The 26,137-nt window shown below is 37.7% G+C and carries 27 protein-coding genes and 1 tRNA gene; 16 read left to right on the forward strand and 12 right to left on the reverse strand.

What is annotated here, in order from left to right:
- Positions 1 to 31: 31 nt before the first annotated feature.
- The 5 genes from scpB to H3T44_RS08755 all read right to left on the reverse strand — a co-directional run bounded on the left by scpB (position 32) and on the right by H3T44_RS08755 (position 5,743).
- Entirely contained in the window at positions 32 to 607 is a 576-nt protein-coding gene (gene scpB / locus H3T44_RS08735) for an SMC-Scp complex subunit ScpB (RefSeq protein ID WP_110439360.1), read from the reverse strand.
- Positions 604 to 1,461 (reverse strand): ScpA family protein, encoded by an 858-nt coding sequence (locus H3T44_RS08740; RefSeq protein ID WP_231504047.1) that lies wholly within the window; start codon positions 1,459 to 1,461, stop codon positions 604 to 606. Before H3T44_RS08740 ends, scpB begins: the two co-directional genes overlap by 4 nt.
- A 27-nt stretch (positions 1,462 to 1,488) precedes the next feature.
- Entirely contained in the window at positions 1,489 to 2,646 is a 1,158-nt protein-coding gene (locus H3T44_RS08745) for an SPOR domain-containing protein (protein WP_198196928.1), read from the reverse strand.
- Positions 2,643 to 4,448 (reverse strand): arginine--tRNA ligase, encoded by a 1,806-nt coding sequence (gene argS / locus H3T44_RS08750; RefSeq protein ID WP_198196927.1) that lies wholly within the window; start codon positions 4,446 to 4,448, stop codon positions 2,643 to 2,645. The genes H3T44_RS08745 and argS overlap by 4 nt, the downstream gene beginning before the upstream one ends.
- 119 nt (positions 4,449 to 4,567) lie before the next feature.
- Positions 4,568 to 5,743, reverse strand: coding sequence for a deoxyguanosinetriphosphate triphosphohydrolase (locus H3T44_RS08755; protein ID WP_198196926.1), 1,176 nt, complete (start codon positions 5,741 to 5,743; stop codon positions 4,568 to 4,570).
- Positions 5,744 to 6,080: 337 nt separating this feature from the next.
- On the opposite strand from H3T44_RS08755, the gene xth reads away from it, so the two are divergent.
- Positions 6,081 to 6,848 (forward strand): exodeoxyribonuclease III, encoded by a 768-nt coding sequence (gene xth / locus H3T44_RS08760; protein WP_110439356.1) that lies wholly within the window; start codon positions 6,081 to 6,083, stop codon positions 6,846 to 6,848.
- Positions 6,849 to 6,866: 18 nt separating this feature from the next.
- On the opposite strand, the gene H3T44_RS08765 is transcribed toward xth, so the two are convergent.
- Both H3T44_RS08765 and H3T44_RS08770 read right to left on the reverse strand, forming a co-directional pair.
- Positions 6,867 to 8,009 carry a hypothetical protein gene (locus tag H3T44_RS08765; protein ID WP_198196925.1) on the reverse strand — a complete coding sequence of 381 codons (1,143 nt, stop codon included), beginning with the start codon at positions 8,007 to 8,009 and terminating at the stop codon, positions 6,867 to 6,869.
- A gap of 76 nt (positions 8,010 to 8,085) precedes the next feature.
- Positions 8,086 to 9,195, reverse strand: a complete 1,110-nt coding sequence (locus H3T44_RS08770; RefSeq protein ID WP_198196924.1) for a hypothetical protein — start codon at positions 9,193 to 9,195, stop codon at positions 8,086 to 8,088.
- A gap of 184 nt (positions 9,196 to 9,379) precedes the next feature.
- Here H3T44_RS08770 and H3T44_RS08775 point away from each other — a divergent pair, with 184 nt between their 5' ends.
- From H3T44_RS08775 to H3T44_RS08840, 14 genes are all read left to right on the forward strand, one after another.
- Positions 9,380 to 10,288: a hypothetical protein gene (locus H3T44_RS08775; protein WP_198196923.1), complete on the forward strand. Its 909-nt coding sequence runs from the start codon at positions 9,380 to 9,382 to the stop codon at positions 10,286 to 10,288.
- Between the two features lie 92 nt (positions 10,289 to 10,380).
- On the forward strand, positions 10,381 to 10,944 hold the full coding sequence (locus H3T44_RS08780; protein ID WP_198196922.1) for a hypothetical protein: 564 nt from the start codon (positions 10,381 to 10,383) through the stop codon (positions 10,942 to 10,944).
- 161 nt (positions 10,945 to 11,105) lie between these two features.
- The gene (glk, locus tag H3T44_RS08785; RefSeq protein ID WP_198185390.1) at positions 11,106 to 12,116 is read left to right on the forward strand and encodes a glucokinase; all 1,011 of its coding nucleotides are present in this window, start codon (positions 11,106 to 11,108) and stop codon (positions 12,114 to 12,116) included.
- A 42-nt stretch (positions 12,117 to 12,158) separates the two neighbouring features.
- The gene (locus H3T44_RS08790; protein ID WP_162988518.1) at positions 12,159 to 12,299 is read left to right on the forward strand and encodes a hypothetical protein; all 141 of its coding nucleotides are present in this window, start codon (positions 12,159 to 12,161) and stop codon (positions 12,297 to 12,299) included.
- A 96-nt stretch (positions 12,300 to 12,395) separates the two neighbouring features.
- Positions 12,396 to 12,950 (forward strand): dCTP deaminase, encoded by a 555-nt coding sequence (gene dcd / locus H3T44_RS08795; protein ID WP_198196921.1) that lies wholly within the window; start codon positions 12,396 to 12,398, stop codon positions 12,948 to 12,950.
- Between the two features lie 14 nt (positions 12,951 to 12,964).
- A complete protein-coding gene (gene murA, locus H3T44_RS08800) occupies positions 12,965 to 14,230 on the forward strand; it encodes a UDP-N-acetylglucosamine 1-carboxyvinyltransferase (protein WP_198196920.1) in 1,266 nt (421 codons plus the stop codon).
- A gap of 115 nt (positions 14,231 to 14,345) precedes the next feature.
- Positions 14,346 to 15,044, forward strand: coding sequence for an ATP phosphoribosyltransferase (gene hisG / locus H3T44_RS08805; RefSeq protein ID WP_198196919.1), 699 nt, complete (start codon positions 14,346 to 14,348; stop codon positions 15,042 to 15,044).
- Entirely contained in the window at positions 15,041 to 16,339 is a 1,299-nt protein-coding gene (gene hisD, locus H3T44_RS08810; RefSeq protein WP_198196918.1) for a histidinol dehydrogenase, read from the forward strand. The genes hisG and hisD overlap by 4 nt, the downstream gene beginning before the upstream one ends.
- A gap of 79 nt (positions 16,340 to 16,418) precedes the next feature.
- Complete coding sequence (gene infA / locus H3T44_RS08815; protein WP_110439346.1) at positions 16,419 to 16,637, forward strand: translation initiation factor IF-1; 219 nt, start codon at positions 16,419 to 16,421, stop codon at positions 16,635 to 16,637.
- A 2-nt stretch (positions 16,638 to 16,639) separates the two neighbouring features.
- On the forward strand, positions 16,640 to 17,251 hold the full coding sequence (locus tag H3T44_RS08820; RefSeq protein ID WP_122122961.1) for a nucleoside triphosphate pyrophosphatase: 612 nt from the start codon (positions 16,640 to 16,642) through the stop codon (positions 17,249 to 17,251).
- Positions 17,251 to 18,369 carry a ribonuclease E/G gene (locus tag H3T44_RS08825; RefSeq protein ID WP_198196917.1) on the forward strand — a complete coding sequence of 373 codons (1,119 nt, stop codon included), beginning with the start codon at positions 17,251 to 17,253 and terminating at the stop codon, positions 18,367 to 18,369. Before H3T44_RS08820 ends, H3T44_RS08825 begins: the two co-directional genes overlap by 1 nt.
- Positions 18,362 to 18,574 carry a DNA gyrase inhibitor YacG gene (locus tag H3T44_RS08830; RefSeq protein ID WP_155566314.1) on the forward strand — a complete coding sequence of 71 codons (213 nt, stop codon included), beginning with the start codon at positions 18,362 to 18,364 and terminating at the stop codon, positions 18,572 to 18,574. The genes H3T44_RS08825 and H3T44_RS08830 overlap by 8 nt, the downstream gene beginning before the upstream one ends.
- Positions 18,575 to 18,625: 51 nt before the next feature.
- A tRNA-Phe gene (locus H3T44_RS08835) sits at positions 18,626 to 18,701 on the forward strand.
- Between the two features lie 147 nt (positions 18,702 to 18,848).
- The gene (locus H3T44_RS08840; RefSeq protein WP_198196916.1) at positions 18,849 to 20,615 is read left to right on the forward strand and encodes a DUF4209 domain-containing protein; all 1,767 of its coding nucleotides are present in this window, start codon (positions 18,849 to 18,851) and stop codon (positions 20,613 to 20,615) included.
- 7 nt (positions 20,616 to 20,622) lie between these two features.
- Here H3T44_RS08840 and H3T44_RS08845 read toward each other — a convergent pair whose 3' ends face one another.
- The 3 genes from H3T44_RS08845 to H3T44_RS08855 are packed head-to-tail and all read right to left on the reverse strand — an operon-like array spanning position 20,623 to position 22,890.
- Entirely contained in the window at positions 20,623 to 21,510 is an 888-nt protein-coding gene (locus H3T44_RS08845) for a hypothetical protein (RefSeq protein WP_198196915.1), read from the reverse strand.
- Between the two features lie 42 nt (positions 21,511 to 21,552).
- Positions 21,553 to 22,158 carry a phosphatase PAP2 family protein gene (locus tag H3T44_RS08850; RefSeq protein ID WP_110439340.1) on the reverse strand — a complete coding sequence of 202 codons (606 nt, stop codon included), beginning with the start codon at positions 22,156 to 22,158 and terminating at the stop codon, positions 21,553 to 21,555.
- Positions 22,159 to 22,161: 3 nt separating this feature from the next.
- Complete coding sequence (locus H3T44_RS08855) at positions 22,162 to 22,890, reverse strand: hypothetical protein (RefSeq protein WP_196424200.1); 729 nt, start codon at positions 22,888 to 22,890, stop codon at positions 22,162 to 22,164.
- A 259-nt stretch (positions 22,891 to 23,149) separates the two neighbouring features.
- Between H3T44_RS08855 and H3T44_RS08860 the strand changes: the two genes are divergently transcribed.
- On the forward strand, positions 23,150 to 23,845 hold the full coding sequence (locus H3T44_RS08860) for a nucleoside triphosphate hydrolase (protein WP_122122955.1): 696 nt from the start codon (positions 23,150 to 23,152) through the stop codon (positions 23,843 to 23,845).
- A gap of 4 nt (positions 23,846 to 23,849) precedes the next feature.
- On the opposite strand, the gene H3T44_RS08865 is transcribed toward H3T44_RS08860, so the two are convergent.
- The gene (locus tag H3T44_RS08865; RefSeq protein WP_110439338.1) at positions 23,850 to 24,314 is read right to left on the reverse strand and encodes a hypothetical protein; all 465 of its coding nucleotides are present in this window, start codon (positions 24,312 to 24,314) and stop codon (positions 23,850 to 23,852) included.
- Between the two features lie 187 nt (positions 24,315 to 24,501).
- A complete protein-coding gene (locus H3T44_RS08870; protein ID WP_122122953.1) occupies positions 24,502 to 25,911 on the reverse strand; it encodes a carbohydrate porin in 1,410 nt (469 codons plus the stop codon).
- Positions 25,912 to 26,137 lie beyond the last annotated feature (226 nt).

Genomic DNA, 26,137 nt, shown 5'->3' on the forward strand with positions numbered 1-26,137 from the left:
TGATTTGTTTAGCAAAGATATTACCACTTATTTATTCATCATTTAAAGAATGGTACGGAATATCTCCAAATAACTCCTCTTTTTTTGGCAAATCATTTAAATCATTTAACCCCAAATAAGTTAAAAATTCTTTGGATGTTTTCCATAAAGTTGGTCGTCCTGGTACAGATTTATGTCCACAAGGTTTGATAAGACCATATTCCAATAAAGTTTCCAAAACAGTTTGGCTTAAACCGACCCCTCGAATTTTTTCGATATCTGTCCGAGTGCAAGGCTGATGATAAGCAACGACGGCCAAGGTTTCCATTGTTGCGCGAGATAAACGCTTTGGCCTGGCAATGATTTTTACCAGATATGCCGTCCATTCCTGAGCTGTCCGAAATTGCCATCCACCGGCAACTTTACATAAACGAATGCCACGATACGCATAATCCTCTTGAAGTGAATGAATAATGTCAAGGATGCTAACAGTTGCCTTTCCTTCAGGATTTAAATTTATTGAATTTTTTTCCAGCAAAGATTCAATTGATTGTTCTGAAACAGGTTCCGTTTGCGAAAATATATATGCTTCGATCAACCCTTTTAAATCTTCCAAGTCCGTTTTCATTCCGCTTCCAAATTTTTATGATAGGATTGACTTTCATTTCGTGATTGCAATCGAATTTGACCAAACTGCTCTTGCTGATCAAGCTTTATTTCACCAAGCTTTGCCAGTTCCAATCCGGCCAGTAACATTCCGCACCAGGCAGCTTTCCATTGTTGCTGTTGTTGGACGGGTGATTGATCCTTTTTATTAACCGCCTCCCAACAGGGTAGAAAAGCATCCAACGCATGCCATCCAGGTACATGATGAGATTTGAGTAAACGTTTCAAACGATTTAGAGCATCTTTGACCGTCCAAAAATGAAACGATCGAATTCGCCACTCCCTTTTTTTATTTTTACGATGGAATATCCGAATATATGCGTCAATAAAACGTGCACTATCCAATATCAATCCAGAGGAATCCACTGAAGTAAGATCTTCATAATATCCCCTGGCAAAAACCTCGCTCCCCAATAAAGGTCGCTCCTGCATCCACAATGCCGCTTTATTGATTTGTTCCAGCCCTTGCAAACGTTCTTGAAGTAAATCAACCGCCTGTTCAGTATCGCCAAAATGATCAGTTTTTTGCGGCAATAACAGACATGATTTCAACCATGCCAACCAACTCGCCATAACCAACCAGTCGGCTGCCAACTCCAATCTTATTTTTTTTGCAGATTCAATAATTTGTAGATATTGCTCAACCAGTGGCAAAATTGATATCTGAGTTAAATCAACTTTTTGGGTTTTAGCCAATTGCAACAACATATCCAACGGCCCTTCAAATCCATCAAGCCGAACAATGAAAGTCTCATCATTCCATGAAGAAGAATGATTTTCCATTTCCGTCTCATGAACAAGATCCGATTGCCGCATTATTATACCAGATTTATGAAAACCAGATTAAAAATTGGCCAACGTGCAAGAAAGACTTTTCGTTTTCAATTGGCTACAAAAACTATTTGCCTGAGTCTTGGAGGTAAAACCCTTAATTCTTATTCGATAAATCGTATTACCCTTAACATTAGCCTTTTGAATGGTGGGAGAATATTGCCCCAATAACTCTGGGGCTTTTTTGCGCATGACCTGCCATTGTTTTTGTGCTGCAGCATTTGACCCTAATGCAGCCAGCTGCACAATAAAATGACCATTTCCTACGCGTTTTTCTTCCAATTTTACAGAAGGGACTTTTTTACCGTTATCTTGACGATGATGCCGAATAGGTTTTTTTGAAGGAACAGGCGCAACAGATTTTTCTGCCTCATCCGATTGTTCATCTGAGACATTACCCTCATCTTCCTTTGATTGTGCCTGCCTATTGTTTTTATTCTCTGGCAAGTCATTACCCATTGATGACGTTGCCGTCGATGGTGCTGCAACCAAAGGTACATTATTGGGAGACGATACTCCATTATCCATAACATTGCCATTCACATTGGTCACTGCGGGAGTCTGATTATTAGAGGCTGTTGAATTGCCTGTTCCATATTGTGCAGCTAATGCCGATGGGTCAGCCTGTTCAGGTCCAGGTGCAAGAACAGGTTTTCCATTCGCTTCCATTTGACCTTCAGCCTTATCCATACCAATAGTTTCTGTGTTGTTTTCCGGTAAAGGTTTTTCCTTGGCAGCAATTTGAGGCGGTTCAAAAACGGGAATACCCTGATGTCCTGCATGAGACATCATCCACCCTCCAATGAAAAGCAATAAAATACCGCCAATTCCCGCTGCGGCATAGGCTAATCGACGTGTCGAGGAATCTCCATGAAATAAATTCTGCATAAATGCGAAACGTGGCTGTCCGCGACGATCATAGTCCTCATCATATTCGTCTTCTTCATCGTCTTCTTCATGATAACGTGATGCCATTCTTTCCCTGCCAATTGGATCAGGACGATTTTGACGTGGAGACAATCGTCCATCATCTTCACGGGCAGGATTCATACGCGGGTCTTGTCCACGTATCATATTCTCTCTGCCCTGACCCGAACGAGAGGCGTCCATGGAATCATCATCAAAAAATGATCTTTTTCTAGGTGGTTCAGGTGAATTTTGATCCATCATCTCATTTCCTCAACTGGTTCTATTCCCAAGACCTGCATAGCAGAACGAATTACACTTGCAATAGCTTCAATCAACGCCATTCTGGCCAACGTGCCATGAACATCACCTTTTTGGATAAAGCGTAAAGTCGCATCATCCCGTCCGGCATTCCACAATGCATGAAAATCTGATGCAAGCTCCATCAAATAATAGGCAATACGATGTGGTTCACGCATCAAGGCGGCACTTTCAACTGTACGGGGCCATTGTGCAAGTCGCCGCATAACCGCTAATTCCTCTTCATTTCTGATATTGGACAGATCCGCTTTTGCCAGATCGGAGGCCGTTAATCGCTCTTGACCAAAAATCTCTTCAGCAGAACGCAAAACGGAACGGCATCTTGCATGCGCATATTGAACATAAAAAACAGGATTGTCACGGGTTTGAGCAACAACCTGTTCAAGATCGAAATTCATTTGCGCATCAGATTTACGTGTTAACATGGTAAACCGCACCGCATCTTTTCCAACTTCATCGATCAGATCGCGTAATGTTACAAAAGTGCCTGCCCGTTTGGACATCCTTACAACCTCACCATTACGAACAACTCGAACGATCTGACATAAAATAACTTCAAAATCAGTTGACACATCCACTGGACTTAGAGCTTTTACTGCCGCATTCATACGGGAAACATATCCACCGTGATCTGCACCCCATACATCCAATAGAATCTGATAACCTCTTTTTATTTTATCATAATGATAACCTATATCATTAGCAAAATATGTTGCACTGCCATCAGATTTCCGTAAGGGACGATCCACGTCGTCACCATAAGCCGTTGATTTAAAAAGTGTTTGTGGACGAGCCTCCCAATCATCTGGCAATTTCCCTTTGGGAGGCTCCAGTATACCTGTATACACCAGTCCCTTTTTTTCCAATATCCGAATTGCCTGATCGGCTATACCAGATTCAAGAATTGCACGTTCTGAGATGAATTCTTCCTGCAAAACACCTAAAGCTTTCAGATCTTGGCGGATATCATGCATCATGTGAGTCAAAACGCACTGTTTAACTTTTTCAAACCATGCTGGAAACGGTTTTTGTTCTATGCCCTTCAATAATGTCTTACCATATTGCTGAGCAAGATCCTGTCCAACTGGAATAAGATAATCTCCTTGGTATTGTAAACCAGTTGGCATGTACGCCTTGTAACGCTCTTCAAAATCAGTCGGGGAACAATCTCCTTCAAGAACCTGAACATAACGCCAATAGGCTGCCCATGTTAATGCAACAACCTGATTACCCGCATCATTGATATAATATTCCTTGGTAACGTCAAAACCAGCCTTAGCCATCAAATTGGCCAACACATCCCCAACGACCGCGCCACGACAGTGACCTACATGCATTGGCCCTGTCGGATTGGCAGATACATATTCAATGTTGGTTTTGATATTATTTCCAATTTGACTGTTTCCATACGCTTCCTGTATCTGCAAAATCGTTGAAACAAGATTTTGAAAAACAGAAGGGGCCAATTTCAAATTCACAAATCCCGGCCCAGCAGGTTCAGCCTTTTCAATACCAGAAACAGATTGAAGGCGTTCAGCCAATTCCTTGGCAATTTCCTGTGGCCGACGCTTGGCAATTTTTGCCGTAATCAAGGCTGCATTCGTCGCCATATCCCCATGTGAAACATCACGTGTAGGTGTCAATTCAATTCTTTTTATCAAATCTTCTGACAAATCAGGTAAAATTTGTCGCAAGGCCTTTATAACACAATGATAAAAGGAAACATATAAATTCTGCTCAGCCATACAAAAATTATCTTTCTTTATAAACACCTTATCCATACCCAATTATTCAGTAATACTGAAAATAAAATTGACCATACCCTAAACAAGACTTTGAACCATCCAACAAATTATTTAGATTTTTACGACAAAATAGATAAATCGGTCAGTCTTTGATACTCTTCTATTGCATAACGATCTGTCATACCAGCAATATAATCCGTAATAACCCGTAAAATACCTGATTTCTGTTTTCTTTTTCCTGCCTCCAAGGCACGTATTTGCCATTTTTTGGGTAACAAATCAACATTTTCAGATAAAATCTCGAATAAATGCTGAACCAACAATTCCCCCTTTCGACTCATACGATTGACACGCCAATGCGAATATAAATTCTGATACAAGAATTTACGAATTTTTTGATTGCCTTCCATAATTTTAGGACTAAATTGCACGATCCCATATGTACAATTTCTGATATCCTCTGGCGTCTTCGGGTTCAAACCGCTTAAGTTATCAGCAGTCTGTTTTTTCAAATCACGAACCAGACAATCGATAACCCGTCTTATTACTTCATATCTCAAACGCTTTTGAAGACTATCCTTAAATTTACATTGCTCCATTTGTTTTCTTACTTCATATAAAGCCTCTCCAACAACGGGAAGATCTTCCAAATCTTTAAATTCTATCAATCCCGCACGTAAACCATCATCCAAATCATGGCTATGATAGGCAATATCATCGGAAATTGATGCTATTTGGGCTTCCGCTGATGCATAATTGAACAAATCCAAGGGATATGACCGATTAATCCGTTCTAAATAAGGGTCGGGATTGTCAACCGGCCCATTATGTTTGGCTAATCCCTCTAAGCTTTCCCAAGTTAAATTGAGTCCATTAAAGGCAATATATTGTTGCTCCAATAACGTTACCTGTCTTAATGACTGGTCATTATGACTGAAACCGTTATAATCCTGCATCATCTTTGCCAGAGCCCTTTCTCCAGCATGTCCAAAAGGTGAATGTCCCAAATCATGTGCCAGCGCCAAACATTCTGTCAAATCCACATTTAATTTCAAAGCGCGAGCAACAGAACAGGCAATTTGCGCAACCTCTAACGAATGCGTCAAACGAGTTCGAAAAAAATCACCCTCGTGATTGATAAAAACCTGCGTCTTATATTGCAATACACGAAAAGCTGTAGAATGGATTACACGATCCCGATCTCTTTGCCATGGGTTACGACCTTGTGCCTCCGTTTCAGGATAAAATCGTCCCCGAGCTGTTTTTTCCTGAACGGCATAAGGTGCTAAATTCATGATTGCCACGCCTAAATTTATCCAACATAATCAATTTAAATTATCCTGATCATTTATTATTCTAATTATATCATTATAAAATTGTAATGGTATATAGCTCTCAATTTATTTTAAAATACGACCAAAATTCAATGACTACAATCATATATGTGTTAGATTAAAATACAGCACTCTCGATTTTACATAATCCAATCATGCGGAATTTTATTTTTTCCAATCACAAAAAATCAAAGCTTAGAGACGAAAAGGATCATCTGTCCACCCTTGCCATCAAGATATAATGAGATTAATTTGACTGGAATTCAATTTGTATCTTTTCATACCAAGGATTATCCTGATGAAGATTGCTAGCTGGAATGTTAACTCTATTCGCCAAAGACTTTCCCATGTTCAAAAATGGCTTCAAAAAGAACAACCTGACTGGCTCTTTTTACAGGAAATCAAATGCCAGAACGCACAGTTTCCATCGGAAAGTTTTAAAGCCTTAGGCTATCATGTTATCGTACATGGACAAAAAGCCTATAACGGGGTTGCCACCTTAAGCCGCCATCCCTATAAATTGCTTCATACGGATTTACCTGATCTACAGAATACAAAAGACCATGCTCGATATCTCGAGATTGAGAGTCGAGACATTCATCTCTGCAATCTATATTTGCCAAATGGTAATTCCGGCGGCGAAGAGGGATTTCAATTCAAAATGGATTTTATCAATGCATTAATCAAACATGCCCAATCCTTATTGAACGACAAACAAAACTGTATTTTTGCAGGTGATTTCAACATTTGCCCCACCGACAGTGATTTAACCACCAATATACTTTCTTCCGATGACGCATTGATCCGTCCGGAAAGCCGAAAAGGTTTTTATACGCTTTTATGGTTGGGTCTGTCGGATGCATTTCGCATTCTCCATCCTGATACAATCGAATATAGTTTTTGGGATTACACCAAAGCTGCATGGCAACGAAATGCAGGTCTTCGAATTGACCATGTTCTATTGTCAGCAAAAATAACTGAACAATTAAAAAATTGCTGGATTGATAAAGAGGAACGAGCCAAAACCCAACCTTCTGACCACGCCCCCATTGTCATTGAATTTTAATAAACAATCAGCTATTCTTCAAACAGCCATCCAGCTTGTAGTTGTTCCTTTATAAGGTGTATCAAACTCCCTTATAACCTCGGCAAATTTTTGATGATCCAATAATATACAGGATGGATATTTTGCCTCTCCACGCAAAGCACGATAAAAATGACGGTTCAGTGCACGCGCGAACACTCCTGGGCCTGTCTTGTAAGCAATGAATAAACCCTGATGCAAATAACTATTCCGGTAAAGACTCAACATACATTCTTCTAGAATAGGACTTTTCGCAACAGAACCAAAAAAGTCATTATGAACTACATTATTATGCGTTAGAAAGAATACATGATCATAAATAGCAGGAGTTATTGAGTAAAATTTTTCAACAGATTGAATCTGAATATCAGCATCCAGCCACCAGCCACCATAATAATTAATAACGTGAACTCTTAAAAAATCCGCCGCTTCAGCTGGATGACGAGCAGAAAGAAAGATTTGCCGTGCTTCAACACCGTAATTTTGATATAACCACTCTGTTGCTTCCACCTTATCAAAAATTTTTAGGTTAAAATGACCAAGTTCTTTTAGAAATTTAAAATTATTACTTATTTCCTCCGGAGGATTCTGATCCCAATATAAAAATAAATTATTGGGAATAACACTAAAATCGGCCCTACCCACTTCTCTATTTTTAATTCCTATCGATGATGCGGGATTAAAGATATTCATCATAATTGTAAGATAGATTGTATCGGCTTCCTCACCGGTATGAAATTCCTCATAACAATTTTGCATAATTCGAATGGCATTAAAAGCATCATTGTTTTCTCTATATTGTTTCCATCCAACCACAAAATTATATAAAGGAATACATAGATTTTTTAACTGTTCAAGTTCTTCCTGCTTTAAAGGCAGACTTGCTTTCAGTAAAGCAACCTGACGGGCCATAAGTAAAACATGAGCCAATGGATATTGGGTTGGACTTTTGGAGTGGGTATCAAACGCTATTTTATAGAAAAAAGCTGCCTCGGAATAAAAATGATTTGTCGAGAGAATGTTTGCAATATCAAACAAGGGATTTAAATCTTTTGCCCCATGATGTTTGAAAACATCCAAAGCTTGGGGACAAACAGATAAAATCTCCTCATAACCAACATCCAAATTCATATTATCAGTCATAATTTTAACTTTACCTTAATTATATATTCAATTCTAAAATTGCTTAATATTTCAAATATGAGACCACTATTGACTATCAAACTGAACTCCAGGTCCCTTTTTGTTTGTATGCAACTGGATATTGTTCAGTTAATTTGGAAAAAAATGAAGAATCCATAATTTTCAAAGAAGGATATTTCAATTTTCTTTCTTTTATACAACGCGAATAAATTCTATTTAATGCTCTCATAAAAACACCCGGACCTGTTTTATAAGAAATAAATAAACCATCATATTTATAACAATTGTGATAGATAGACAACAAACAATCTTCTAAAAAAACGTTATGCGGTTGGGCTCCAAAAAGATCATTATGAACAAAATTTCCCTCAGTCAGAAAAAAAACTGCATCATAATTTGCCGGAATCATTTCAATAAACTGATTTTCAGAAACAATTTTCAAATCCGCATCTACCCAAAACCCACCCAATAGATTAATGACATGAACGCGCAAAATATCCGCAGCCTCTGCAGGATGTCTGGATTTTAGAAAAAGTTCCCTGGCATCACGTCCGTAATAGCCATATAACCATTCACAAGCCCTATCCCTGTCAAAAACCTCTACTTTAAAATGCTGAAAATTCTGATGATACTGAATGTTTTCCTTAACATCCTCCGGTAAATTCTGATCCCAGTAAAAAAAAATAGATTGAGGAATCTTATTCTTAACCATTCTCTCAGGGAAAATATCAGATTTCAATGCATCATGAATTAAACCAACGTTAATAGCATCAATTTCTTCACCTGTATGAAATTGTTCAAAAGTATGATCAATTTTCTTTATCGCCTGTAAAGCATCAATTTTTCCGCATCTATATTCTTCAACACCCCTAATATAATTCATCAAGGATGGGGAAAGCTCGTGCAACCTTTGGCAATCTTTTTCATCCAGAGCTATACCGGCCTTTACCAAACACAACAGTTTAACCTGCAATAATATAGCTTCGCGTGGATGTGCTTCGGCTTCTAATTTACGATAATTAATCGCCTCTTGATAAAAAGCTGCTGCCTCTTCTAAAAAACCGTATAAATGTAAGTGATTAGCGATATTAAATGCCGTCATGACATCGTTACAGCCATGCTGATTATATAAATTTTCAGTCACTGGGGAACGTGCCGCCAGATCTTTTAAACTTTTTGCTTTCACTTTAACAATACCATCCTTACAGAATACAATTTAGAAAAAATACGAATTATATCTTACTGTTCCTTACTTGTAATAAAATAATGGAAGTTATAAAACATTATTTAATAAAAATATTCTTTGCTTTGCTTTACCACTTTCATATTATAATGCAATTAATTCTTTTTCGAGGCAATCAGGTATTCCAATGCGTAAATTATTTTACCTTTTAACTTTTTTTCCACTCTCAACATTTGCCAATATTTCAACGACCTCATCCTCCCCTGATCCTAAAACTTATCCTTCCACAATTAAAAATGAGGAAATTCATTCCATCATTAAAGAAAAAGATTTTCATGACTGGAATGTGATTGTCGGTAAAAATCATGCCTCCCTTAACTGGAACAGAAATTCAACTTCCAATTTAAATTTATATATTACACCTTTCGAACACAGAATAACCCTTGATGTAACAGCCAAAAAAAATACTTATCGGGAATTCAAGCTTTCTTACATAACCTGGAACATCAGGGAAGTTTCCGTGACCCTAAACAAGACAAGGGATCATAATGGCTGGGTAACCTATTCTACCGCTATCTACACAGATAACATCACAAAATTCATTAATGCTTTGCAACACAGTTCACCAATGATTTTGAATCTTTCGATTTCAACCTCAATTCCAATTGACATGAATGGTGAACGATCTGCATTGAATTCTTTCATGAATGTAATCAAGGAAAAAAATCTGAAAGCCCCCCCTCCCCTAGTCACAAGAAAAACAAATCCTGAACCTGTTACCCCTCCTGACGGGATGTCTCCAGATTTAATACCTCTTTTTCAACAGGCTGATTATTATGTCAAAAAATGTATTGATCATGCCTCAGAACCATTAAATAGTCCAACCAGAAAATCAGTGTGTACAACACGTAACGATTATTTAAAAAAGATGAAAGATAAAGGCTGGTGCTGGGGAAGCGGTGACCCTGACCAACATGATAAAAATAAAAATTGGCGACTATGCATCATGAGTCCTAAAGGAAGCGTTCCCAAGTTGAAAGAAAAGGTCCAAGAGGATTTGCAAAAGGCTCAATCCATGATGAAAGATCAAATTTAATTTATGTAAACCAGAACAAATCATAGTTTTTGCTTTAAACTTCGGTTTTAAACCTTTACTCTAGAATTAATTTATGAAGGGTAACGTATTCCATGATTTCTTTATCAAAAACATGTCAATTATTTGTTCTGGGTGTGAGTTTATTTACAACATCCTATTCTGTGACAACATATTCTGAAACTCTGAAAACACAAAAAATAACCCAGCAAACCAGCGAAAACATAAAATTTGGGGAATGGTTATATTATCCCCAATCTAATCCACCGACACTTGCCTGGTGGAATGAGAGAATGTCCCGAGCTGCACCAATCTTATATATTTCCTTTTCAGCTGAAAAAATCACACTCAATGCCGTAACGCCACTTTGGCCAAATACGGGAATTATTTTCTACCTGAATGATAAAACAGAAAAACAGGGCATCAATCTCATTCTTCAGAAAAGAGATCAGGAAAACTGCTATTATTCCGCGACAATAGATTTGGAAAACCGACAAAAATTTGTGAATAATCTTGTTACTGTACGTAAGGCTCGTCTGATCACACCCATTTCATCGCAATCTTTATCCCTGAAACAAGTCAATCAAGCTATGCAGCTTATAATAACAACACATCCAGAGATTAACTTAACCTTACCGAGCACAACCGCTTCGCAATAATCTAAAGAGATTGTTTTTAATCTTTACCCAAAAAATGCCTTAACGAATTTAACAAAAAGTTGAAAAAAATATTAAAAATCCTTAAATTAAATTCAAATTTATGTGAACAAAAATATTGTTAATATTATTTGTTTTAATCCTCTTAAATGGAGATTTTTATTATGTCCAACTCCAAGAATAACTCCACTCCTGTTGATGCTCCCATTGAAATTGTCGTTGCAGATATCGGAGGGACAAATGCACGTTTTGCAATTGCCAAGATACAAAATGGACAGGTCGTTACCATTGACAGCGAAACCATTTTAAAAACAGCAGATTATGCAACTTTGCAACTTGCATGGGATGCCTTTGGACAAAAGGTTGGCCGTCCTTTGCCTAAACAAGCCTCCATGGCAATTGCCTGTCCGATTCGAGGTGATATTCTCAAATTTTCAAACAGTCCATGGATCATTCGGCCCGCCCTTATTCCCCAACAGCTAAATCTGGAAAAGCTTGTTCTGATAAATGATTTTGAAGCAATCGGACATGCGATCGCCAACTGTCAAGAGGACCATCTTAAACATGTTTGTGGTCCAAGAAGAAAAGAAAGTCCTCAAGGAATAACCACAGTTGTCGGTCCTGGAACAGGACTGGGAGTGGCTTCTCTTGCATTTGATACAGACAAATATACCGTTATTCCAAGTGAAGGCGGACATTCCTCTTATGCCCCTTGTGACAATATCGAAATCAGTATTTTACGGTACCTGAAACAACATTATCGCAGGGTTTCCGCAGAACGGATCATTTCTGGTCCCGGATTGGGCAATATCTATGATGCGCTTGGCGCAAATGCCGGACTGCCTGTTACCCATCACAGCGATAGCAATCTATGGGAGGCCGCATTAAAGGGTACCGACCATCTTGCCACGGCTGCACTGGAACGGTTTTGTCTGAATTTGGGAACTTTCTGCTCCGACATGGCTCTGGTACAATTGGCCAACCGTGTTGTAATTAGTGGTGGCATCGGTCTTCTTCTAGCCGATTATCTTCCCCATTCGGGTTTTGCAGAACGGTTTGTTGATAAGGGTCGCTTTGAAAGAATGCTGGCTGATATCCCTGTTGAAATTCTTACCTATCCACAACCAGGACTTTTAGGAGCGGCTGCGGCTTTTGCAGTCCAACATTTAAAATAAGCTTTGTTGATTCTTTCAAAAAATTAGGTAAATTGATTCATTATGAATAGTGAGCCAAAAAAAATAATTTTGAAAGATTCTATAACTCAACGTCGCGACAAGGAAGCCGCGGCGTTACGCGAGAATCTAAAACGCAGAAAACAGCAACAGCGTGAAAGAAAAGAGCGAGAACCACTGACGTAAAATAATTTTTGTAAAGGTTTGTTTACAAAATACTTGTTTATCATTTCAAATTTATTTAATTAAAACGCAAAGATATAAAGGGTAGGGAGTAGCTTTATGCCAATTATGCCTGATCGCTGGATTAAACAGATGGCTAAAGAAAAAGAAATGATTGAACCTTTTGCTGATAAACAGCATCGTCAGGGAATAATTTCTTATGGTGTATCATCTTACGGATATGACGCCCGTGTTGCAGATGAATTCAAAATCTTTACAGATGTCGACAATGCCATTGTAGATCCTAAAAATTTTACGCCAAGCAGCTTTGTAACCCGTAAAACAGATGTATGCGTGATTCCGCCCAACAGCTTTGCTCTGGCCAGAACCGTGGAATATTTTCGTATTCCAAAAAATATCTTGGTCATCTGTCTAGGAAAATCAACATATGCACGCTGCGGCATAATTGTAAATGTCACTCCGCTGGAACCTGAATGGGAAGGACAGGTTACGATTGAAATCAGTAATACCACTCCCCTTCCTGCCAAAATTTACGCGAATGAAGGAATCTGCCAGCTTCTTTTCCTCAAGGGCAGTGAACCTTGTGAAGTCAGTTATGCCGATAAAAATGGCAAATACATGAAACAGATGGGTGTCGCTACCCCTCGCTTATAAATGAAAAAAAAAGAATGGATCGCTTTTTAATCCGTGGGGGCAGACCCTTATATGGTGATATCGTCATTGGGGGCGCAAAAAACGCAGCTTTGCCAATCATGGCATGCGCCTTGCTTACCCCTGAACCTTTATCACTGCAAAATGTTCCAAGTATTGTTGATATACGTACCATGTGCGCACTTCTGCAACAACATGGTCTTACTATCACTTATAATGACAAGGATCTACATCATATCACTTTTCAAGGGGATATTGCAAACACCGAAGCTCCCTACAATATCGTTTCGAAAATGCGAGCCTCTATCCTTGTTCTAGGGCCCATCCTAGCTCGTTGTGGTAAGGCCAAGGTCTCCCTGCCGGGAGGATGTGCAATCGGAACCCGTCCTGTTAATCTTCATCTGGATGCACTCAAAGCCTTGGGCGCTGAAATCGAAATTGATCAGGGATATGTTATTGCAACTGCACCCAAGGGATTACGTGGTGGTCGCTTTGTATTTCCATTTGTTTCTGTTGGCGCTACAGAAAATACAATCATGGCTGCCTGCCTTGCCAAAGGCAGAACGGAACTGCTGAATGCAGCCCGTGAACCTGAAATCTGCGATCTTATCGACTGCTTGATCGCGATGGGTGCAAAAATAGAGGGTAAAGGAACAAATCATCTGATCATTGATGGCGTGGATCATTTACATGGCGCGGAACATTCCATCCTGTTTGATCGAATTGAATGCGGTACCTATGCCTGTGCAGCCGGTATTACAGGTGGAGAACTGCGCCTGATCGGAGCCGACATTCATGCCATGGGATCTGTTATTCATGCGTTGGAAGAGGCTGGGGTAGAGGTGTTTCCGGAAAAAAACGCCATTCTTGTCCGGCGCACGGGTGATTTAAGAGGCATTGATATCATGACAGAACCCTATCCAGGTTTTCCGACGGATATGCAGGCCCAATTCATGGCCCTTCTCTCAATTTCTGAAGGAGCGAGCATGATTACGGAAACAATTTTTGAAAACCGTTTCATGCATGTCCCAGAACTGAACCGTATGGGTGCAAGAATCAATGTTCATGGTTCTTCAGCAATTATTCGTGGTGTTCATTCCCTATCCGGCGCGCCTGTTATGGCAACGGATCTACGGGCTTCGTTTTCGTTAATCCTAGCCGGTCTGGCCGCAGCCGGAGAAACAAGCCTGAACAGGATTTATCATCTAGACCGCGGTTATGAAGCAGTCGATCAAAAACTGTCTGCCTGCGGTGCTCAAATTGAAAGAATCAAGACTAAATAATATTTTCATTCCTCATAGAAGAGAACTTGTTTTATACCAATGATCTGATTATAGTTAAACCTTAAATTATTTAACAATTTTATTATAATCAGATCCACTTTTGCTTACACTTTAAATGTCTGTACCTGGCGTGAAATCAAACCCTCTTATTTTAGCCCTTCCTAAAGGAAGGATACTAAAGGATTGTCTCCCTCTTCTTGAAACAGCCAATATTATACCAGAACCCGCTTTCTTTGATAAAGACAGCCGCCTTCTTCGCTTTAAGACAAATGACCCTGGACTTGACATTATCCGCGTCCGTTCTTTCGATGTCGCAACATTTGTAGCTTTTGGCACGGCTTCTCTGGGTGTTTGTGGTTCCGATGTCCTGATGGAATTTGATTATTCGGATATTTATGCACCTCTTGATCTCAATATAGGACGCTGTCGTTTATCTATCGCGCAATTAGCGGATACAAAAAATAAAAATCTGGAAGACCCCGCGCGTTGGTCACAGATAAGTGTTGCAACCAAATATCCGAATATCACCCAAAGTTATTTTGCCAGTAAAGGCGTGCAAGCAGATATCATTAATTTGCATGGTGCCATGGAACTTGCGCCTGTCTTGAAATTATCCAGCTTGATTGTGGATCTTGTCGATACAGGATCAACCCTAAGGGCCAATGGTCTACAGGAAATTAAAACGATTACACAAATCTCCAGCCGTCTCATCATCAATCGCACCGCCTTAAAAACACAATCTGCCCGCGTTAATGCATTAATTGAACGGTTTCGCCAACTTGTCACCCTTCCAAACAATGAAGATATATCATGAAAATCATATCAACAAATCAACCGGATTTTAAAACATTTTTCTGTAATCTTCTTGCCGCGCGAACAGCAGACACTTCACAAGCAACAAAACCCGTAACAGAGATTCTACAGGCTGTAAAAAATGATGGCGATGATGCACTTTGTGAATATACCAAACGCTTTGACCGTTTGTTACTGTCTCCCACGGAATTACGGATCACAGAACAGGAAATAAAGCAAGCCTGCAAGAAAATTGATCCGGAATTGCTTGATGCACTTGATCTAGCCGCCCAACGAATTCAAAAATTCCATGAAAAACAATTGCCTCCCGATCTTGATTACCGGGATGATTGTGGATTTAATCTTGGGTATCGCTGGAATGCCATGGATTCCGCCGGATTATATGTTCCAGGAGGTACCGCTGCCTATCCTTCATCCGTTTTAATGAATGCTATCCCGGCCAAGGTTGCTGGAGTCAAACGGTTGGCAATGTGTGTCCCGACCCCGGATGGCCATTTAAACCCCCTCGTCTTGGCTGCGGCTTATAGGGCAGGTGTTACCGAAATTTACCGTGTTGGTGGAGCACAAGCCATTGCCGCCCTGACCTTCGGGACACAAACCATTGAGTCCGTTGACTATATTGTTGGTCCTGGCAATGCCTATGTCGCCGAAGCAAAAAGACAGGTTTTCGGTTTGGTCGGAATTGATAGCGTCGCAGGCCCCTCCGAGGTTGTGATTGTTGCTGACCGGCATAATAATCCAACGCATATCGCCCTGGATCTTTTGGCACAAGCGGAACATGATACCATGGCACAATCAATCTTTATTACTGATAATGAGGAATTTGCCCATCAAGTTTCGCAAGCTGTCAATGAACAATTGAAAAGTCTTTCACGAAAAGAAATAGCGAAAACAAGCTGGAAAAATCATGGTGCTATTCTTGTTGTAAAATCCTGGGAAGAAGCCATTCCCCTTATCAACCGGATTGCCCCTGAACATCTGGAGCTCATGCTTGAAAATCCAGATGACCTATTCAGCAAAATCAAGCATGCCGGCACAATATTCATTGGAAAATGGTGTCCTGAGGCAATTGGAGATTATGTTGGCGGTCCCAATCATGTTTTGCCAACCAGTCGTACTGCACGTTTTTCATCCGGATTATCGGTTTTTAATTTTCTTAAACGAACGACTTTCCTTAAAAGCGATGAAAAGGGTATTGAAAAAGTGGGACCTGCTGCAGTGGCCATAGCAAAAACTGAGGGTTTAACCGCACATGCCTTAAGTATTTCCTCCCGTTTGGACAGTTTGCATAAATAAAACTGGACATTTTTCAATATTCATCGTTATGGTAAGAACAAAATTAATTGTTTTAACTTGAAGGATATATATACTAAAAATGTCTAAAGAAGATATGATCGAATTCAACGGAACTGTTACTGAACTTTTGCCGAACGCAATGTTTCGTGTAAAATTGGATAATGAACATGTTATTTTGGCCCACACCAGCGGTAAAATGCGCAAGAACCGTATTCGTGTTTTGGCGGGTGATCGTGTAAGCGTTGAAATGACCCCTTATGATTTAACCAAAGGTCGCATCACGTTCCGCTTTAAATAATAATGCATCATTCCTCTTTCTTGATGGAAAATTCTGATTTTCCAATTACACTGGCCTCCGCATCACCAAGACGTTTACAACTGCTTGAACAAATCGGCATTAATCCTGAAAAAATCGTTCATCCTCGAATTAATGAAACGCCCCAAAAAAAAGAATTGCCCAGACAGTATGTTCAGCGCCTTGCACAGGAAAAACTATCGGCTGGCAGAGAACTCTCTCTTGAATCACCCATGATTTTAGCCGCTGATACGGTTGCGGCAGCAGGACGACGTATTTTAAATAAAACGAAAGATGTAAAAATCGCGGAAAAACAATTACGTTTACTGTCTGGTCGAAGACATAGAGTTTATACAGCTGTTATATTGTATAATGCAAAGACACAACGGATCTCCTCACGTCTTGTCTGTACTATCGTGCATTTTTCACGATTGACTGATAAACAACTCTTTTCTTATTTAGAAACCGATGAATGGAAAGACAAGGCTGGATCCTATGCCATTCAGGGTTATGCCGCGAGTTTTATCAAATCCATAAATGGGAGCTACAGTAATGTTGTCGGTCTTCCATTATTTGAGACAGCCCAGCTTATACGCGGTCAAGGATTAATCCCCTGATGCCTCAAATCTGGGTTATTTCAGCGCCTGGTCTAATACATATTGCCGTTACCCATCAAGACGCTCTCTTAGATTATGCCTTGTGGTATCCTGGATTTCCTGATGGTTTCGGGGACATTTACTATGGTCGGGTTACCGCCCATTTACCTGCATTAGGTGGAGCCTTTATTCTTCTGGGTAAAAACATATCCGGTTTCTTGCCTGATAATGCAGGTGCCAAAAATCTGCACAATGGCGATAAAATAATTGTCAAAGTCTCACGAAGTGCCCAGAATGGAAAAAATGTCCGTTTGGATACCAAAAACCTATCCATCAATATCCAGAAAAGCACTGAAACACATCTGATCCAGCAAGGACCGTCTCCTTTAGAAGATCTTTCAAGGTTTTGGGGGAATTCACCAATCATAATTGATGATCCGCACCTTATTCATATCATACCAAGTTCGTTGCATAATCGCGTTCAAATTGCGCAGACCTCCTGTCCAAGCATTATATCGGAACAGATTGAGACATTAATGGAATCATCCGTTAAATTACCAAAAGGAATTCAAGCATCAATTACCCCGACCCCGGCTCTCGTCGCTATTGATATGGATAGTGTAAGCCATAGCCAAGAAAATCAAACAAAAATAAAGGCGCAATTTGACGCAAACCGTATCGCTTTGCCACCATTATTGCATCAAATAAAATTGCGTAATCTATCAGGTGCAATTTTTATTGATCTAATAGGTCTGCCAATCAAAAAAAGACGTTTATTACAACAGGACATCAATGACGCATTGGCCAATGATCCATTATCCCCCCGATTATTGGGATTTACGCACCTGGGATTGGCCGAAATCGTTCGAATGAGAAAACGCCCACCCCTTCATGAACTGTTAACCTCGGATCACGGAAAAGCTGTTAAGATCCTTGCGAAGGTCATGCTGGAATTCAATTCAGTCAATCACCATTACCGTTATCATCTTTTAAAATTGAAACTTCACCCCCATTTATATCAGGCATTACTAAAGGATGAATATGCCATTAAAGATTTTGAACGACGATGTTCTATATCGCTACAACTAAAAGCGGATTTAACATTTAAACCTCAAGAATGGGATTTTTCTTATGAATAAACCTGCGTTACATTGTCCTATCTGTAAAAAACCGGCCCAAGAAAAATTCAAACCATTTTGTTCTAAACGATGCGCCGATATTGATCTAGGTCGTTGGTTTTACGAGGATTATCGCATTGCATCCCCTCCACAAAATGAAGAGGAAGAAAAAGAATTGCTAAATTCCATAAAAGAAAGACTTGATCCTGATCCCAATGTAGGGTAAATGCTTTGTATACATTGATTCGCGTCAAATACCGAAAGCGAATATCAAGATGCCCAAGTAGCTCAGTCGGTAGAGCAAGCGACTGAAAATCGCTGTGTCGGTGGTTCGATTCCGCCCTTGGGCACCATAAAAATTAATTATATATATATTATTTAGTAGTTTGCAGTGATTTGCCACAAAACACTGATCTCTTTTCAATTTTAATTTAATTTCATTAAATTTCATTTCGTTTATTATATTTTATTCGAAACGAATTTAACCTTAATTTAAAAAAATGAAAAGTTCGCCAAAACTAACGCGAGAGGCATTTCTTGAATGTAATTGGAAATATGAACCGGAACAAAACCCTGTTTTTTACGATAAACTTCACTCCAGTTTAAAAAAAATTGCAAAAGAAAAACTAGATATTGGACAGCAAGAACAATATGAAATTTTTGAATTGTTAGCGGAAATTTCTTTAATGTATTTAGATGCTGATAATAAAGATAAACCTTTTAGGGCTTTTTTTACAAATATACTAGGACGTACTAAAGAACCTTCAGATCTTACAAAAGAAGAGCTTGAATTTTTAAGCCTTATATTAAATGACATTCCTGAACCATCGTTAAAAGCAAGAATAGCCGATATTTTATGGCTTGTTCAAGAACCAAAAAATTATAAATATGCCCAAATCGCAATTGATTCATACACTTATTACACTTTTGACAACAAAAAAAATGTAAGTTTTCTGTTCCAAGATTTGAACAAATACTACGAACGTGCGATTTATTTGTGTCAACAGATAAATGACAATAATCGATTAGGTAAAATACTATCTAAATTGACAGATGTTTTTAAAAATGAAAATGACAGTGGACTAATATTAATATTAGCAGAATTAATAGATAAAACAAAAAATAAGGATGTATTAAAAAAAATTGTAATGCCTAACTTATATCAAGAGGCAATTCAACTTAAAAATGAAAATAATTTTCATTTAGCAATAATTATTTTAACATTTCTAAACAATAAATATAAACAGTTTCACGATAAAGAAAATGAAATAAAATCTCTTTTCAACATAGCCGAATATCATGAATATGATGGGGATTTTAGATATAAAAATAATAATTGTAGCGCTTATTATATTTATGAGGAAGCTTTACAAACATATAATAAAATACCTAAAAAAAATCGAAACGATTACGATGTAGATAATAAAATACACAACCTTTACGCTAAATTAAAAGAATCTAACCAAATAGTGTTAGCAAATATGCGTAAAATATATATAGGCCCCATTAATATTACAAATTCAGTGCAAGGATTTGTACAACATATTTCAAACAAAACAGATCCTATTGAAACTCTCAAATATTTTACCGGTTTAAGAATTGATTATCAAGATCTTGTTCAAAATGCTGTAAAAGAATCAGATCAATTTTTTTTCTCTAATTTATTTACAAAAGATTATAGAAGTGATGATGGACGTATAATCGCAAAAATCTCACCTGACGATGAAGAAAATAAATTAAATGAAAAAAAACAAGAAAAATATAGATTAATTATTTATACAAACATATCATTGATTAATGAAGGGCTGAACCAACTTCATAAAGAAGATAAATTTTCAAAAGAAATTTTTGAAAATATCTGTCATAAATCTCCTATTGTTCCTAAAAATCGGGAAAAAATCATAGCAAACGCCCTGTGGTCAGGTTTTCAAAAGGATTTTATAGCTGCTATTTATCTACTTTGCCCGCAAGTTGAAAATATTATAAGAGATCAACTTAAAAAAATTAAAGTTCGTACCAGCAATTTGGATAAAAATAATATTGAAACATATAATAGCCTGAATACTCTTTTAAAATCACCTGAAATAGAAAAAATTTTAGATGTAAATTTACTTTTTGAATTTAAAAGTTTATTTATTGATCCAATAGGCTTTAATCTTCGTAATAATACCGCTCATGGACTACTAGATGATAATGAAGCATCATCATCAGCATCCATTTACGCTTGGTGGTTCATTTTAAAATTGATTATCCATTCAATAAAGTAAAACAAGATCAATAAAAATCATTACTATCGTCTATAAAACGACATGCAAAAGTGTTTAACCTGTTCTTAATTTCTTCAGGTATCATAAATCGATCAAAATAGTAATTTTGAATTTTATTCAATTTTTTTTCCACCAATTCATCATGATAATCGCCCATCATACCATTAATTGTCGATAAATATTGAAAAGTGTGATGATGATAATCTGATGGAAACAAAACATCAAAAGTACCATAGGTGGCTGCAATCATACTGATTGTTTTTCTCATGTTATGAAACTCATGAGCTGTTATAGTTACATGTGTTTCAAGCTCTTTCTTAATAATTTCCAGTCTTTTTCGAAAATATTTTACAAAGCTTTTCAGGTTGCAGGGAAAAAAGCAATTTACTTCCCGTTCTAATAAATACAACCCTTTTTCATGCCAAATATAATCCAGAAATACCGCCCTTGGTTTTACAATGAGAGATTTCCTGTTTTTGAAGCCATCCTGTAATTTGCCTAATAAACCCGTCATCTTGCCAAGCCAGTACGGTCTACAATGGCGTTCATCAAAAGCCCTATATGCATAGCACAAATGTTTGAATTTGGCCCTTACCTTCTTGTAAACGGCTTTATTTTCCTTGGATAAATGGCAAGAGTATCTCAAGGAATGCAAAATATTCATAAATGCGGGTTCCATAACCCCTTCCACCCATAATTGACGACTAATCATAAAACCGTCAATCAGTTGATCCTGTGTATAATCAAATACAAGTTTGTCAGGTAATGAAACATTGAGGTGAATTTCATCATCCACCAAAATCATTTCATATAGCTGATCACATTGAAAACGAGAAAAATGGAAACCCTCAAATTGTATAATATTCTGTGGCTTGGTAAAAAATTTAAAATTCACGATATTTCCGCTATAAAATTAATACAGTAAAAACCTGCCTGATTATAAAATATAATCTAGCAATTTTTGAACAAATACAGTATTTCTAATCCCCATCATAAAAGCAAACCACATGATCGCACATCCCCATCCTGCCAGTATATCACTTATCCAATGTGCTCCCAATGCCAAACGCGACCATCCCACCAAAAAAACCCATATCAATGATATCCAACAAACCAAACTGTAATTTCTTAAACAGTATAATATAATCAACACAAACATCAGTCCATTGACTGCATGTCCACTTGGAAAACTGGCGGTTGTCGCATGAATATGAGAAAATGGAAAAGCGGGCCTTGCTCTAACAATTATATTTTTCATTAAAAGAAAAACCAGACGCGCTGAAATCAAGATTACAAACAGCCAAACCGCGTCTCGATGCGAACGATGAATCCAGACCCATAATATGAATATTAAGCTTAAGGGAAGAACAACCGCAAATGAACCCGATTTAGATACAAGTCTATTCCAATAAATCAAGCTACTGTCATGATCAGAAAGCAAAACACCATTGAGTTTCTGATCCAGATCTGTGCAAAGGAATAAAAAAACAGCAAATAAAAGAAAAATAAAACCTATTAAAAATAGCATTTTATGATTGAACAACAATTAATTCCTTATTTTCCCTTCGCTATATGCAATTTCTACTTTCCTAATTGCCCGCATAGCTGTTTCATAAACTTCTTTATAAGGCAAAGAAGCATCAATATCAACAATTGGTGCCCCTCTGAATTTCAATTTTTGAGTGGCTTCCACTTTGATTTTTAACAAATTATAATCGTGATCCTGTTTACGTTGATATGCGGTATCAACATCAATGTTCAACCGAATTATCAAGTCCGGTTTTATAGAAGCCATGTAATCATAAAGCCTGTATTCTGTTTTAACAAGAAACTGGATAAAACGATTTTGCGTATGTGCAGCTGACAAACCGGGTCCGTCATAAAATCCTACAACATCTGTCTGAGGATAGCGATCCGCAATAATCAAAACCCCCTGTTTTCTTAATTTCAACATTTTTATAAAATTAAGAAAACGAACACAGGAAAAAAAGAAAATAACCAAGGCCGTTAAAACACCAGGAATTTTTTTTCCCTTGGTACGAGCCGTTCCCGCTTTCTTATCGATTATACGTCCAAGTATTTTTCCCCCAAATCTGAATTGACTGATCTTTCGACCAATATTTCCTGATCCTTGGCCCAAATAGCAGCACTTTGCAGGTCGCCCTTGATTTAATGCTTCAGCAAGATCAAAACTTAATGTTGATTTTCCTGATCCATCACAACCGACTAATGCAATTAATGGGCCCTGATTTTCAGTTGATCTTTTTTTATGCATATATAATCTTCTAAAATATAACAGATTTATGTATATAATTATGGATATCTTTGGAACAAAAGTTTTAACTCAAAGCCTGATTTGCTTTAAGTTACTGATTCTATACTGAAAAATTCCAAGTAATTTCCAACCTAACAGACTAGGAAAGGTTGTCTTATAATACAGTTTTCATTGACTAACAAATCAAATTTGACCGTAATCTATTGAAATATAGAAAGATTACGATATCCCATTCAAATAACCAAGAGATATATAATTTATGACACAATCTTCTACGCCACCGATTATTGCTATTATTGGGTGCGACGGATCTGGCAAAACAACAGTCTGTCTGGAATTGGAACGCTGGTTGAATTCAATTCATCCTACAAAATTATGCCACTTGGGCAGACAAACGGGAAATATAAGAAGACGTCTGATTAAACTTCCGTTTCTAGGGAAAAAACTTGATAAAAATATTACCAAGACCAATAAACAGGCTAAATCAAAAGAAGGACCGAACGCATTATTGGCATTGGGAATATTCATAATGTCTCTGCGTCGCGTTTATCGCTTTTACAGGATGCTTTCACTGCGTAAGCAAGGCTTTTACATTCTTACTGACCGATTTCCCCAAGTTGCCGTTATTGGTGGACTGGATGGACCTGATCTGACAACAGAAAACCCAGCGTCGTCCATAACACGCCTGCTCACAAAGCTTGAACGATCACTTTATAACTGGATGATCAACCATACACCCGATCTGGTTATACGGCTAAACGTAACCGTTGAAACAGCCCAACAGAGAAAACCTGATCATCGCCTTGAATCAATGATCAAAAAAATTGGAACATTACAACAGTTAACCTATAATGGTGCCCCCATTATTGATATTGACAATAATACACAACCCATTGAAGAAACCATTAATCAGGCTAAAAAAGCAATTGCCGAAAAATTAAATATTGTTTCATGAACGTTTAATAATTTGGTTCATATATCGGCATTGCTCTACGAAAAACGTTACGTGTTTTATTTTGAGTTGGATCCGCTGTTTGAGGAAGCGGTGCATTAATACCAATATCATGATGACCACGTTGACGTTTACTGTTCACCCAACCTTGTTCAGCATTCAAATGGCCTTTATCACCCCTTGTATAATGATTGGGAAGTAACAAGGCGGGCTTGTTTTCTTGTTTTAAAGATTGATAATGTTCAACCCTTTGATTCTCCTGCATTTTTTGCCTGATGGTTGAAGGAATGGAATCCGCGTCTTTAATCGTTTGTTGCGGCGTGTTTTCATCTTCTTTTTTTTCAACCGTCTTTGGAGGGGGAACATGGTGATGATGGTGGTGACGTGCGAAACAAGATAAGAACGGAATCATTGAATTTACCATCAATCCCCCAATTATCCCCAAAATCAATCTATTTCCTTTTTGTTTCATTAAAGAAAAACCACCTTTTTTCAGTAAATTTTAAACTGTATTAATTATACATTATATAAAAGGGAAAATAAAAATACGCACTACAAATTATTACCTATTTATTCACTAATTTACAATATAATGAAACGATACAAGGATTTCACATCTTATAAGTATAGATTGAACAAAAAACCTCTGAATAAATTTTCTAAAAATTAATATTGGTTTTTAATCCAATAACAAAAGCATCTTTGTAGGCTTTAGTGGCAGCAACATGATGAAAATATTCGACAACTGGCATGACCATAACACCCCGATAAGCAGAAATACCATAATTCAATTCAAACAAAGCAGAATTTGTCTGTGCTGCGGGTGCACCATTCAATAATGACAAAACCTTTGCATTAAAAGGGGAAGACAATTGCGTCATTTGATATTTTTGTGCATGTTTTAAACTCTTAGGCACTGTATAATAGGTAAACATGAAGCCTATTTGGTCATAGGGTCTTTTTTTCCAAAATCCCTTATTAATAAAACCTACATTATAAAGATCCTTAAATGTAGAAGTTGTTGTTGAATCATGTCCATAATTCAAAATTAAATATAATCCATGATCTTTCTTGGGGTCATTACGAAAAATCATCTGATCCATCATAACCCAAAATTGACTGCGATGATCTTTTTTATTTCCATTTACAGCCTGTGCAGACCAGGTTTGAAAACGACTGGTATCAAGACCAGCACCTATATGATAATATCCCGTTAACTTATCTTTACCAAATTCAGGGTTATAACTGTATTCAATTGGCATAAAAACACCTGTTGCAGCATTCGTACTCCAGTCAAAACCTGCAACACCCCCTTTACCGGTTCCCCATGGAGAACTTTCATAAGCACCCAATTGAAAGTAACTTTGTTTTGTTAAATGAAATAAAAATCTAATCCCCCAAACAGTTCCAGGCCAGGGTGTGAAACCTTGTTGGGACTGAATACTCCTAGGTTGACCACAAGTTGCAATTAACATAAACTGACATGCGAATGGACTTGATGCAAATTCATTTCCAACACTTAACCGTCCTGCACGAATATTAACCTGATCTTTCCATAACTGTTGTTCAATATAAATATAATTCATATGAAATAATCGGTCATATCCACCCCCATATATTTCCTGGGCCTGAATTTGTGAATCCCCAACATAATCGGAACTGGCATTACGCCCAGCTAGATTTAAAATCATCGCATGAGTCGAAAACCCTTTAAAACCTGCAATTTTCTCCCAATCCATATCAACTGAAAAAGCAATCTGATGTGCATAATCGACACCCTTTCTACGTCCTCCCCTTACAATACCTGCTGTTTCACCTGTCCAGCTTAAAGCAAACTGCACACCATGAGGATCCAACTTTTCATTTAATTTATGGAAAAATAATTCACCATCTGAATCGTAAGGTACACTTTTACCATTTTGGTCTAATGTATCAATTTCATGATCAGAATAAGTCTGTGAAAAAACGCATTTAGAATAGTAAACACTGTAAAAAAAACTAAAATGAAACAAAAAAAGAATTTTAAACCAAGTCTGATTAATAGAATTGTAAGTTTTTTTTTGTGTCATAATCTCCTTTCATAGAATTGACATTGCAGAAAAATAATATTTCTTTTAATGAACCAGACCTACAAATTAAAAGCAATTAACAAGCAATATATAAATATCAAATTAAATTTTAAACTGATATAACGAGTAAAATTCGTTTAAGTGATGATATAGCAATTTTGAGTGGAAGTTATTGGGAGCGGGGAGAGGATTTGAACCTCTGACCTTCAGGTTATGAGCCTGACGA

The organism is Commensalibacter sp. M0355, assembly GCF_016101365.1.
Taxonomy (GTDB): Bacteria; Pseudomonadota; Alphaproteobacteria; order Acetobacterales; family Acetobacteraceae; genus Commensalibacter; species Commensalibacter melissae.